Annotated in this window: 10 protein-coding genes; 4 read left to right on the plus strand and 6 right to left on the minus strand. The window is 66.1% G+C overall.

The features are described from left to right. Window positions 1-31 precede the first annotated feature (31 nt). Window positions 32-946, plus strand: a complete 915-nt coding sequence (locus ACESMD_RS04595) for a DMT family transporter (protein WP_372610787.1) — start codon at window positions 32-34, stop codon at window positions 944-946. Here the strand turns inward: ACESMD_RS04595 and fdhF are convergent. Both fdhF and ACESMD_RS04605 read right to left on the minus strand, forming a co-directional pair. Continuing rightward, window positions 936-3,761 carry a formate dehydrogenase subunit alpha gene (fdhF, locus tag ACESMD_RS04600; RefSeq protein WP_372610769.1) on the minus strand — a complete coding sequence of 942 codons (2,826 nt, stop codon included), beginning with the start codon at window positions 3,759-3,761 and terminating at the stop codon, window positions 936-938. The genes ACESMD_RS04595 and fdhF overlap by 11 nt on opposite strands. 11 nt (window positions 3,762-3,772) lie before the next feature. Next, the gene (locus tag ACESMD_RS04605) at window positions 3,773-5,491 is read right to left on the minus strand and encodes an NADH-ubiquinone oxidoreductase-F iron-sulfur binding region domain-containing protein (protein WP_372610771.1); all 1,719 of its coding nucleotides are present in this window, start codon (window positions 5,489-5,491) and stop codon (window positions 3,773-3,775) included. 150 nt (window positions 5,492-5,641) lie between these two features. Here ACESMD_RS04605 and ACESMD_RS04610 point away from each other — a divergent pair, with 150 nt between their 5' ends. Both ACESMD_RS04610 and ACESMD_RS04615 read left to right on the plus strand, forming a co-directional pair. After that, complete coding sequence (locus ACESMD_RS04610; protein WP_372610773.1) at window positions 5,642-6,010, plus strand: hypothetical protein; 369 nt, start codon at window positions 5,642-5,644, stop codon at window positions 6,008-6,010. A 162-nt stretch (window positions 6,011-6,172) separates the two neighbouring features. Next, window positions 6,173-6,706 (plus strand): invasion associated locus B family protein, encoded by a 534-nt coding sequence (locus ACESMD_RS04615; protein ID WP_372610775.1) that lies wholly within the window; start codon window positions 6,173-6,175, stop codon window positions 6,704-6,706. Window positions 6,707-6,819: 113 nt separating this feature from the next. On the opposite strand, the gene mtgA is transcribed toward ACESMD_RS04615, so the two are convergent. From mtgA to ACESMD_RS04635, 4 genes are all read right to left on the minus strand, one after another. Then, window positions 6,820-7,524 carry a monofunctional biosynthetic peptidoglycan transglycosylase gene (mtgA, locus tag ACESMD_RS04620; protein WP_372610777.1) on the minus strand — a complete coding sequence of 235 codons (705 nt, stop codon included), beginning with the start codon at window positions 7,522-7,524 and terminating at the stop codon, window positions 6,820-6,822. A gap of 76 nt (window positions 7,525-7,600) precedes the next feature. Further along, window positions 7,601-8,455, minus strand: coding sequence for an S-formylglutathione hydrolase (gene fghA / locus ACESMD_RS04625; protein ID WP_372610779.1), 855 nt, complete (start codon window positions 8,453-8,455; stop codon window positions 7,601-7,603). 119 nt (window positions 8,456-8,574) lie between these two features. Beyond that, window positions 8,575-9,684 carry an S-(hydroxymethyl)glutathione dehydrogenase/class III alcohol dehydrogenase gene (locus ACESMD_RS04630; RefSeq protein ID WP_372610781.1) on the minus strand — a complete coding sequence of 370 codons (1,110 nt, stop codon included), beginning with the start codon at window positions 9,682-9,684 and terminating at the stop codon, window positions 8,575-8,577. 76 nt (window positions 9,685-9,760) lie between these two features. Beyond that, entirely contained in the window at window positions 9,761-11,140 is a 1,380-nt protein-coding gene (locus ACESMD_RS04635; RefSeq protein WP_372610783.1) for an L-serine ammonia-lyase, read from the minus strand. A 180-nt stretch (window positions 11,141-11,320) separates the two neighbouring features. Here ACESMD_RS04635 and ACESMD_RS04640 point away from each other — a divergent pair, with 180 nt between their 5' ends. Beyond that, window positions 11,321-12,250: a LysR substrate-binding domain-containing protein gene (locus tag ACESMD_RS04640; RefSeq protein WP_372610785.1), complete on the plus strand. Its 930-nt coding sequence runs from the start codon at window positions 11,321-11,323 to the stop codon at window positions 12,248-12,250. Window positions 12,251-12,438: the final 188 nt, after the last annotated feature.

Raw genomic sequence — 12,438 nt, forward strand, 5'->3', positions numbered from 1 at the left:
CCAGGATCCTTCTACCCAGGTATTCTCATCCATGAGCTTCTCGTCTTCCCCCTTGTCCAAGGCCTGGCTCGCCGCCATGCCCATCCTGTTCGTCACGCTCTGGAGTACGGGCTTCATCGGTGCCAAGTTCGGCCTCCCCTATGCCGAGCCCTTCACCTTCCTCTTCGTACGCTGCGTGCTGACGCTGGTATTGCTGGTACCCCTGGTGCAGCTGATGCGAGGCGGCTGGCCTCAGGGCGCACGATTGTGGGGGCATATCGCCGTCTCGGGATTGCTGGTGCATGGCGCCTACCTGGGGGGTGTCTTCTACGGCATCCACCAAGGCATGCCGGCGGGTCTGGTCTCGCTGCTGGTAGGCCTTCAGCCCCTGATCACCGCGGCGCTGGCGGGACCGCTGCTCAGCGAGCGGCTGGGACGCATCCAGTGGCTGGGGCTGGTGTTGGGCCTGGTGGGCATCTGTCTGGTGCTGGGCAGCAAGCTGGACCCGGGGGATGGACTCTTTGATGGCTTCGGACTGGGCGCCCTGTTGAGTGCCCTGGTCGCTCTGGTCGGCATTTCCTGTGGCACCCTCTACCAGAAGCGTTACTGCACCGGCATGCCACTGCTTTCCGGCACTGTCGTTCAGTACCTGGCGGCCGGCACTCTCATGGGCACCGGAGCCCTGCTCTTCGAGACACGCGAGATCGACTGGACGCCCACCTTCATGCTGACCCTGGGTTGGCTGGTGCTGGTGCTGTCGATCAGCGCCATCCTGCTGCTGATGGCGCTGATCAAGCGCGGCGAAGCCTCACGAGTGGCCAGTCTCTTCTACCTGGTGCCACCGGTGACGGCGCTGCAGGCCTGGTGGCTGTTCGACGAGCGCCTTCCCCTCGTGGCCCTGGTCGGAATGGCCATCGCCATCGCCGGGGTGGTGCTGGTGGTCAAGGGACGGCCGATCAGGTCCTGAGCAAGCGGCAGGCGGCATACTTGAACTCGGGGATCTTGCCGTAGGGGTCCAGCGCCGGATTGGTCAGCAGGTTGGCCGCCGCCTCCACGTAGCAGAAGGGCACGAACACCATCCCCTCCGACATCTGCGGGTCGACCCGCGTCTTCAGGGTGATGGCCCCGCGCCGGGTGGTGATGGTGACCGGCTCGCCCGGTGACAGCCGCAGGCGCACCAGCTCCGCCGGGGCCAGGCTCGCCACCGCCTCGGGCTCGAGGTCGTCGAGCACTCGGCTGCGACGGGTCATGGAGCCGGTGTGCCAGTGTTCCAGCTGGCGCCCGGTGATCAGCACCGTGGGGTAGTCGCCATCGATGGGTTCGTCCGGCGGCAGCGGCCGGGTCGGGGTGAACTTTGCCCGACCGCTCGCGGTGGGGAAGGCATCGCTGAACACCACGTCGGCCCCGGGGGCGTCGTCGGCCGGGCAGGGATAGGTCACCGAGCTCTCGCGCTCCAGGCGGGACCAGGAGATATGGTCGAGCGATGCCATGCCCTGCTTCATCTCGGCGAACACCTCGCGCGGGTGCGTGTAATTCCAGCCCAGTCCCAGGCGATTGGCGAGCTGCTGGATGATCCACCAGTCGGCCTTCGCCTCGCCGGGCAGAGGCACGGCGGCGCGTCCGAGCTGTACCTGGCGGTTGGTATTGGTGACGCTGCCGTCCTTCTCCGGCCAGGCCGAAGCCGGCAGGATCACATCGGCGAACTGGGCGGTCTCGGTCACGAACAGATCTTGCACCACCAGATGCTGGAGTTTGGCCAGGGCCGCCCGGGCATGCTCGAGGTCCGGGTCGGACATGGCCGGGTTCTCGCCGAGGATAACCATCCCCTTGATGGTGCCGGCCGCGATGGCATCCATGATCTCCACCACGGTAAGCCCCGGCGTCTCCTCGAGCGGAGTATTCCACAGCTCCTCGAAGGCGGCACGCACCTGGGCGTCGGTCACCGGCTGGTAGTCGGGCAGCACCATGGGGATAAGGCCGGCATCGGAGGCGCCCTGGACGTTGTTCTGGCCGCGTAACGGATGCAGGCCGGTGCCGGGGCGCCCGGTCTGGCCGCAGGCCAGCGCCAACGAGATCAGGCAGCGGGCGTTATCGGTGCCGTGGACATGCTGGGAGATGCCCATGCCCCAGAAGATCATCGCCTTGTCGGCGGTCGCATAGAGCCGCGCGAGCTCGCGGATCAGCCCCGGCGCGACGCCACAGGCGGGCGACATCGCCTCGGGGGTCAGGTCGCGCACATGGGCCTTGAGCGCCTCGAAGCCCTCGGTGTGGGTGTCGATATAGGCCTGGTCATAGAGCTCCTCGCTGACGATGACGTTGAGCATGGCGTTGTAGAGCGAGACGTCACCGCCGGGGGTGAAGCGCACGCTGAGATGGGCGTAGGCGTCCAGCGCCTGGCCGCGAGGATCGAGGATGATCAGCTTGGTGCCGTTTCGCGCCGCCTGCTTGAAGTAGGTGGCCGCCACCGGGTGGTTGATCGCCGGGTTGCAGCCGGTGAGGATCACCACGTCGGCCTCGAGGGCCTGCATGAAGGAGGCCGTCACCGCCCCCGAGCCGATGCACTCCATGAGTGCGGCCACCGAGCTGGCGTGACACAGCCGGGTGCAGTGGTCGACATGGTTGGAGCCGAAGCCGGTGCGCACCAGTTTCTGGAACAGCCAGGCCTCCTCGTTGGAGCACTTGGCGCTGCCGAAGCCGGCCAGGGCATTCGGGCCATGGGCGGCCTTGAGATCGGCAAGCCCCTGGGCAGCGAGATCCAGCGCCTCCTCCCAGCTCGCCTCGCGGAAGTGGGTCAGCGGATCGCCCGGGTCGAAGTCGGGATCGAGCCCCTTGGGGATCCCGGGCCGTCGGATCAGCGGCATGGTGAGACGCGCCGGATGGTTGGGATAGTCGAAGCCGAAGCGCCCCTTGACGCACAGGCGGTTCTGGTTCGAGGGCCCGTCGCGCCCCTCGACGAAGAGGATCCGGTCGTCCTTGATATGGTAGGTGAGCTGGCAGCCCACGCCGCAGTAGGGACAGACCGAGTCGACGCTGCGATCGGCGACCTTCGAGTCGCCGCGGCCTTGCGCGTCGATGAGGGTCGCCGGCATCAGCGCCCCGGTGGGGCAGGCCTGGACGCACTCGCCGCAGGCCACGCAGGTGCTCTCGCCCATGGGGTCGTCGAAGTCGAAGACGATCTTCGCGGCCGCCCCGCGATGGGCCAGGCCGATGACGTCGTTGCCCTGCACCTCGCGGCAGGCGCGCACGCAGAGGTTGCACTCGATGCAGGCATCGAGGTTGACGTTCATCGCCGAGTGGGTGGCGTCATGGCCCCGGGCATGGGGGAGCGAGGCCGACCGTTCGGCGACGTGGTGCACCGTGGGCGCCTCTCGCTCGGCCCGTGACGGCAGCCACTGACGCACCGCGGTGGCGTCGATGGCCAGCGCATCGGCCATGGCCCAGAAGTGGCTGGCGCGGTCGGGACTCGCCTCGCGTTCGGGCTGGTCGGCGATCAACAGCTCCATCACGCCTTCGCGGGACACGCGTGCCCGCTCGGAGGTGGCGCTCTTGACCACCATGCCGGGGGCCGCCTCGCGCAGGCAGCTGGCCGCCAGCACGCGCTCGCCCTTGATCTCTACCATGCAGGCGCGGCAGTTGCCGTCGCTGCGGTAGCCGGGGGCATCCTTGAAGCACAGATGCGGAATGGTCTCGCCGGCGCGCTTGGCCACCTGCCAGAGGGTCTCGCCGGGGAGAGCACTCACCTCGGCGCCATCCAGGGTCAGGGTAAAGGTCTCTTGTGTCATGGTCTGTGTCCCTACCCTTTGACGATCACGTTCTGGCTGGCGAGTTCGCCGCGGAAGTCCTTGAGCAGCCCCAGCACCGGGTTGGGCGCCGCCTGGCCCAGGCCACAGATCGAGGCGTCCATCATCACCTGCGACAGCCGCTCGAGCTCATCGACCCGCCACTCGTCGCGCTCAAGCAGGGTCAGCATCTTCTCGGTGCCGACCCGGCACGGCGTGCACTGGCCGCAGGATTCGTCGGCGAAGAAGGCCAGCAGGTTGGTGGCCACCGCGCGCAGATCGTCCTGGTCGGACAACACGATGACGGCAGCAGAGCCGATGAAGCAGCCCTCGGCCTGCAGGGTATCGAAGTCCAGCGGAATATCGGCCTTGCTCGCCGGCAGTATCCCCCCGGAGGCGCCGCCGGGCAGGTAGCCGGCCAGGCGGTGGCCGTCGGCCATGCCGCCACCATACTCCTCGACCAGCTCGTTGAGGGTGATACCGGCGGGCGCCAGATGGACCCCGGGCCGCCTGACCCGGCCGGAGAGCGAGAAGCCGCGTAGCCCCTGGCGGCCGTGACGGCCCTGGTCGGCGAACCAGTCGGCACCCTTCGACCAGATCAGCGGAATCCAGTAGACAGTCTCGACGTTGTTGACCAGGGTCGGGCGGTCGAAGAGCCCCTTCTGGGCGACGAAGGGCGGACGGTGGCGCGGCTTGCCAGGCTTGCCCTCCAGCGACTCGATCATCGCCGACTCCTCGCCGCAGATGTAGGCGCCGGCGCCGCGCCGCATGACGATGTAGCCGGGAGCCACCAGCCCCGCGGCCTCCAGCTCGCCGATCGCCGCGTGCAGCACCCGATGCAGGCCGGGGTACTCGTCGCGCAGGTAGATATAAAGTGCTTCGGCCTCCACCACCCAGGCGCTGACCAGCGCGCCTTCGAGGAAGCGGTGCGGCGAGCGCTCCAGGTAGTAGCGGTCCTTGAAGGTGCCGGGCTCGCCCTCGTCGGCGTTGATCGCGCAATAGCGCGGGCCGGGCTCGGCGCGCACCGCCTGCCACTTGCGATAGGTCGGAAAGCCCGCCCCGCCGAGCCCGCGCAGGCCGGATCGCTCGAGTTCGTCGATCAATGGCTCGAGCGTGACACGACTCTCGCGGCAGTCGCCGAGCAGCCGATAGCCGCCCTGCTCCCGGTAGTCGTCCAGGCGCTGCCAGAGGATCGCCTCGGGATGGAAGTGGCCGGTATCCACCACCGCCTCCACGCCCTCGCGGGTGGCGAACAACACATGGTGGTGCCCCACTTCCACCACCGGCGCGGTATCGCAGCGGCCCATGCAGGGCGCCCGCACCACCCGCACCGCCTCCGGATCGACACCGGCCTCCAATTCCGCCTTGAGCGTCGCGGCGCCGGCCAGCTGACAGGAGAGCGAATCGCAGACCCTCACCGTCACGTCCGGCGGCGGCGCCTGGTCGTCGTGGATCACGTCGAAGTGAGCGTAGAAGGTGGCCGTCTCGTAGACCGCCGCCATCGGCAGGTTCATGTAGGCGGCCAGTGCCCGCAGGTTCACCAGCGACAGGTGGCCATGGGCATCCTGGATGACGTGCAGGTGCTCGATCAGTCGATCGCGGTGGCGCAGGCTCGGATCGACGCGCTCGTCACCGAGCAGCTGGCGCAGCGAGGCCAGGGCGACAGGCGGCAGGTCACGGCCACGGGGCCTGCCGCGGAAACGGCGCTTGGGAGTGAGGGAATCGACGGTCATGGCGGGCTCGTTGTTGTGCTTGTGAGGAGGAGCGATATCGACAGCTTCCTGCCCCTTCGTGGGCAACGACGGACATCATCGGCATGGTGTCACCCGCCCGTCATCAGAACAATGCCAAGGCGCTGAGCCGGTGAGCGAATGGACATGAGGATGTCGCTCTCAGCACGTCTCGCCGTTGGCTGTCTCCTGCATGACAGCATAGGCCACCATCTCGACGAGTATCTCCTCGCGGGCGAATCCCGAGACGATCATCCGCTAGCCGGACGCGACCACCTGCATTGGCGCGAGCTGGCCGGATACGCCCTGATCCGCAACGGCACCTCGCGTCTGCTTGTCGGTTCACCGGCCGCCGAACTGCTCGAACACAGCTCGCTGTTCATCTCCAACATGATCTCGCTGACCGCGATGCTCGAGGCCGGTATCGGCATGTTGTGCCGGGCAAATGTGAGCCTGTCACCGGCGGCGGCGGCCATGCGGCAGCATGTGATGGACCACCTCAGGGAACGGGAGGAATGGTAGAGTGGCGTGGGTAATAACGACCTGGTGGACGGCGATGAGTCTGAATCGTCGGCCTCGACCTCGAAGGGCCAAGCAGGCATGGTGGTCCTCTAGGAGGCGAATATCGAGGTAGTACCCTCTATCCCAGTATTCATGGTCACCCAACCCAAGGAGACACTACCGATGTCGAACCGTTTTGCACGATGCCTCTGCCTGACCGCCCTGCTGTCGCTGCTGGCCCTGGCACCCAACGCCTTCGCCCAGCAGGCATCACCGGGGGCTGGCGGCGCCGAGGTCAGCACCGAGCAGTTTCAGGACTGGGAAGTGGTCTGCCCGCCCCAGGGCAGCCAGGGTGCCTGTACCATGAACCAGTTGGTCACTAATTCCGAGGACGGCCAGCCACTGATGCGGGTGATCGTGGGGTATCCCCCCGAGCTCGAGGGTCGGCCGGCGATGACCTTTCTGCTGCCGCTGGGCGTGCGCCTCGCCGCGGGCCTGCAGCTGAGCGTGGGAAACGTCGAGCCGGCCCAGTTCCCCTACCAGGTCTGCGTGGAGCAGAGCTGTCGCGCCGACCTGCCGCTCGATCCGTCCCTGCTGCTGCCGCTGCGCAGCGGCAGCAGCGCGACCCTGAGCCTGATCGGTCCGCGCGGCAACCGCCTGGACCTGGACATCTCGCTGATGGGCTTCACCAACGCCAACACCCGCATCGCGCCCTGAGCGGAGGGCCGGGCCAGCGGAGCCTGGTCCCACCCACCACCTTCCTGGCCCGGCGCCTGAAAACGGTGGAGAGCACTCCAACAGCGCCATGGAACGTGATCACGATGGCTAGGTCAGAGTCGCTCAAGGTAGGCCGATCCACCGAGATTGTTCATCTGGCGGCGAATCCAGGCACTGCGGCTCTCTACATGGGCGCTGGGTCGCGAAGCACTCCATTGGCGTGGATTGGGCAGGATTGCCGCCAGGCGGCTGGCCTGGTGGGGGGTGAGATCAGCCGCGGAGACGCCGAAATAGTGCTGGGCGGCGGCTTCCAGGCCGAAGACTCCCTGGTCCCACTCGACGATGTTGAGGTAGACCTCGAGGATGCGCTCCTTGGGCCACAGGAACTCAATCAACAGGGTAAACCAGGCTTCCAGGCCCTTGCGCAGCCAGCTGCGTCCCGTCCACAGAAAGAGGTTCTTCGCGGTCTGCTGGCTGATGGTGCTGGCCCCGCGAAGCCGACCGCCGTTGCGGCTGGCCTCCCAGGCACGACGCATTTCCTGGATGTCGAAGCCCCGATGCTCGGGAAAGCGCTGGTCCTCGGCGGCGATCACCGCAAGCTTGGCGTGGTCGGAGAGCTGGTCCCAGGCGAGCCACTGATGCTCGATACGGATCGGCTCACGGGCCACCCAGGACTCGACCTTGCGCTCCACCATGACCATGGAACCAAACACCGGTACCAGGCGAAACACCAGTACCAGCACGATCGAGAGCACCACGAATCCAAGCAGCGCTCGCCAGAAGATCCCCAGGGGCCTACTCAGCCAGACACGCCTCATACCAGACTCCGGGTCGTATCGGGCTGGACATCACGGCTCATGATCGACACACCTCTCCCCTCGCACCGGCTGCTTTTCAACGCCGGCACAACCGCTCGGCATGGTAGCGCAGGTGATCCTCGATGAAGCTGGCGATGAAGAAGTAGCTGTGATCATAGCCCGGCTGACGACGCAGCGTCAGTGGGTGGTCGTGCTCGGCACAGACCGCCTCGAGCCGGTCGGGCTTGAGCTGCTCGTCGAGGAAATCGTCCGACTCGCCCTGGTCGATGAACAATGACTGGCGGGAGGCGCCACGGGCGACCAGCTCGCAGGCATCATATTGCGTCCACTTGCCCCGGTCTTCGCCCAGGTAGCCATTGAAGGCCTTCTGTCCCCAGGGACACTCGGAGGGGTTGACGATAGGCGCGAAGGCCGACACCGAGCGATAGTGACCGGGGCGACGCAGCGCCATGATCAAGGCGCCATGGCCACCCATGGAGTGGCCACTGATCGATTCACGGCCGTTGACCGGGAAATGCTGGCGCACCACCGAGGGCAGCTCCTCGGACACGTAATCGTACATGCGATAGTGCTTCTTCCAGGGTTCCCGCGTGGCGTTGACGTAGAAGCCCGCGCCGCTGCCGAAATCATAGCTGTCGTCCTCACCGGGCAGCTCGGTACCTCGCGGACTGGTGTCCGGGCAGACGATGGCGACGCCGAGCTCGGCCGCCACCCGGTGGGCACCGGCCTTGTGCATGAAGTTCTCGTCGGTGCAGGTCAGGCCGGAAAGCCACCACATCAGCGGCACCCGCTCGGTCTCCGCCTGGGGCGGCAGGTAGATGCCGAAGGTCATCTCGCAGTCCAGCGCCCTCGAACGGTGGCGATAGCGCTTGTGCCAGCCACCGGAGCTCTTGTTGGCCGAGACCAGATCGAGGTGTTCGGTCATGCTCATGGGGTCACTCTCCTTGTCGGCCAGCCAAGCCCGGCCGCCTGTCGGTGTCGTGGCGCTCATCGTCGCTTCGCGCGGCAAGTCGGGCGCGTCAAGTCATTCGCGCAGCGTCGGGCGCGTCATCAATAGTGAAGAACGGTGCGGATGCTCTCGCCACGGTGCAACAGCTCGAAGGCCTCGTTGATCTGCTCGAAGGGCATGTCGTGGGTGATGAAGTCGTCGATGTTGATCTCGCCCTTCATGTAGCGATCCACATAGCCCGGCAACTCGGTGCGCCCCTTGACACCGCCGAAGGCGGAGCCTTTCCAGACCCGGCCGGTGACCAGTTGAAAGGGCCGCGTGGAAATCTCCTCGCCGGCACCGGCCACGCCGATGATCACCGACTCGCCCCAGCCCTTGTGGCAGCACTCCAGCGCCGAACGCATGACATTCACGTTGCCGATGCACTCGAAGGAATAGTCGACGCCGCCGTCGGTCAGGTCGATGATCACCTGCTGGAGGGGATCGGAGTGGTTCTTGGGATCGACGACGTCGGTGGCACCGAACTGCTCGGCCAGCTTGAACTTCTCCGGATTGACGTCGATGGCGATGATGCGGCCGGCCTTGGCCATCACAGCCCCCTGGATCACCGCCAGGCCGATCGCCCCGAGCCCGAAGACGGCGACCGTTGACCCCGGCTCCACCTTGGCGGTATTCATCACCGCACCGATCCCGGTGGTCACGCCGCAGCCGAGCAGGCAGATCTTGTCCATCGGGGCCTCCCTGGAGACAACCGCGAGCGAGACCTCGGGGAGCACCGTGTACTCGCTGAAGGTGGAGGTGCCCATGTAGTGGTGCAGCATCTTGCCATCCAGCGAGAAACGCGAGGTGCCGTCGGGCATCACGCCCTTGCCCTGGGTGGCACGAACGGCGTCACAGAGGTTGGTCTTGCCCGAGAGGCAGAACTTGCACTGGCCGCATTCCGCAGTATACAGCGGGATGACGTGGTCGCCGGGACGCACGCTGGTCACGCCGGCCCCCACTTCCTGGACGACACCGGCGCCCTCGTGGCCCAGTACTGCAGGGAAGTTGCCTTCCGGGTCGGTGCCGGAAAGGGTGTAGGCATCCGTGTGGCAGACACTGGTGGCGACAATGCGTACCAGCACCTCCCCCGCCCCGGGCCCCTCGACATCGATGTCGACCAGTTCCAGCGGCTTGCCTTTTTCCAGGGCCACGGCGGCGCGTGATTTCATGGGTATCTCCTTGTGCATGAGGCGACTTGCGGTGTCACAGCCTCTACCGCGATTGAAAGCATATCATCGATGCCCATCAGCACTCGATGGCGTTGACGGCCAGGCCCCCACGGGAGGTCTCCTTGTACTTGGCCTGCATGTCGGCACCGGTATCGCGCATGGTACGGATCACCTTGTCCAGTGAGATGAAGTGCTCGCCGTCGCCGCGCAGCGCCATCTGGGCAGCGTTGATCGCCTTCACCGAGGCGATAGCGTTGCGCTCGATGCAGGGCACCTGCACCAGGCCACCCACCGGGTCACAGGTGAGTCCCAGGTTGTGCTCCAGGCCGATCTCGGCGGCATTCTCCACCTGGGCCACACTCCCGCCCATGACCTCTGCCAGCCCCGCCGCCGCCATGGCACAGGCCGAGCCCACTTCGCCCTGACAGCCTACCTCAGCCCCGGAAATCGAGGCGTTCTTCTTGCACAGGATGCCCACCGCACCGGCGACCAGCAGGAAGTCCACCACATCGCGTTCGCTGGCCCCGGGCTGGAACTTCATGTAGTAGTGCAGCACGGCTGGGATGATGCCCGCGGCCCCGTTGGTGGGTGCGGTGACCATGCGTCCGCCGGCAGCATTCTCCTCGTTGACCGCCAGGGCGAAGACGTTGACCCAGTCCATGGCCGAGAAGGTCGAGGCGATCATGCTGCGATCGTCTTCCATGCCAAGAAGACGCTGGTGCAACGAGCGGGCACGTCGGCGTACATTGAGGCCACCGGGTAACACGCCCTCGGCCTCCAGGCCCTTCTCCACACAGGCTTGCATGGCCTGCCAGATCTCGCAGAGACCCGCACGGATCTCGGCCTCGCCGCGCCAGGCCTTCTCGTTTTCCAGCATCAACTCGCTGATACGCAGATTGTGTTGGCGACACAGTGCCATCAGTTCGGCGGCGGAATCGAACTCATAGGGCAAGTCGGTGGTGTCGCTGTCCAGCTCGCCGGAACTCGCCTGGGCCTCGTCGATCACGAAGCCGCCGCCCACCGAGTAATAGGTGTTGCGGTAGAGCTCCTCGTTGTCGCCATGGGCGATCAGGCGCAGCGCATTGGGATGATGCGGCAGGCTCTGCTCGTGCAGCTGCATGTCGCGCGCCCAGAGGAAGGAAACCGCTCGGTCGCCATTCAGCAGCAACGAGCCGGAAGCTCGCAGGGTCTCGATGGCGGGGGCGATAAACGCCGGGTCAATGCGGTCCGGCCGCTCGCCCATCAATCCCATGATCACCGCATGATCGGTGCCGTGACCGATGCCGGTGGCCGACAGCGAGCCATACAGCTCCACCTGGAGGCGTGACACCCGGGCCAGGAGATCGCGCTCACGCAGCTCGCCAAGGAACTCGTAGGCGGCGCGCATGGGGCCCACCGTATGCGAGCTCGAGGGGCCCACGCCAATCTTGAACAGATCAAACACACTGATGGACATCTTGCTGGCTCCCGGGCGATCACGCGTATCGCCATCTACCAATTTCGACCACGATACATCAGCATGACTAAAGCATCGTGCATGACAGGCTGCCTGGTGGCCGCCATCATGCTATGTTCGTGGCGCCCGCCGACGGGGGCAATGGATAATATCTTGTCTTCAATTTAGCAGAACTCAATCATGAGCCGTCATCTCAACGCCCAGACCCACGCCTGGCTGAAGGTATTCGCGGTCAGCGCCACACACCTCTCCTTCACCCGGGCCGCCGAGGAGCTGCATGTCACGACGGGGGCGGTGAGCCAGCAGATCAAGCAGCTGGAAGAGCGGCTCGGCTTCAAGCTGTTTCGCCGCCGGCCACGTCAACTGGAGCTCACCGAGGAGGGAAAGCGTCTCGCCGCCGTGGTGGATCAGGCCTACCAGGCAGTGGGCCTCGAGGTGAAGCGGCTGCGCTCGGGGGTCATGAGCGGCATCATTCGGCTGCGCGCGATCCCCTCCTTTCTTAACCGCTGGCTGATGCCGCGCCTGCCGCGGTTGCAATCGCGCTTTCCCGATATCGAGCTGCAGGTCATCGCCGAGGACAGCAACATCTCGCTACGCGACGGCGACTTCGATCTGGCCATCGACCTCAATGACGGCCAGCTCCCGGGACTCACGATCACGCCGCTGATGGAGGAGCGGATCTTTCCCGTGTGTTCGCCGGGGCTGCTGCGCGGCCGACCGCCCCTGCGTCGGGCCGAGGACCTCGCCTGGTACCCGCTCCTGCACGACGTGACCGCCTGGCGTGGCAGTCACGATTACGCCGAATGGGAACACTTCCTCCAGGCCATCGACGCGCCGCACGTCAACGTGCGGCGCGGCTACACCTTCAATCGGCATCAGCTGATCATGGAGGCGGCGACCGCCGGCATGGGTGTGGCGATCGCCCGCCAGAGGCTGATCAGCGGCGAACTGGCCAGCGGCGCGCTCATCGCGCCCTTTCACCAACGCGTGACCACCGGCATGCGTTACGGCCTCGTGCACGCGAGGGGCGCCCTGGATGATCGCCGGGTATTGGCGGTGCATGACTGGATCGTCGAGGAGGCGAGACGCTCGGGGCACGTCGACGCCTGAAGACACTTCGGCCACAGTGGTTGGCCCTGTAAGGCTTGCGATAACATAGCGACAGAGTGACAACGCCCTCTGCTATGGACCGGCTATCCCAGTGCCCCACGACCCCATCGGCTTCGGTGCCACCTGCTTGCGCGCCCTGCTGTACATCCTGCCTGTACATCCTGCTCATCGCCGGTATAATGCAGGGC

The sequence above is a fragment of the Halomonas sp. genome (assembly GCF_041689495.1).
GTDB lineage: Bacteria > Pseudomonadota > Gammaproteobacteria > Pseudomonadales > Halomonadaceae > Halomonas.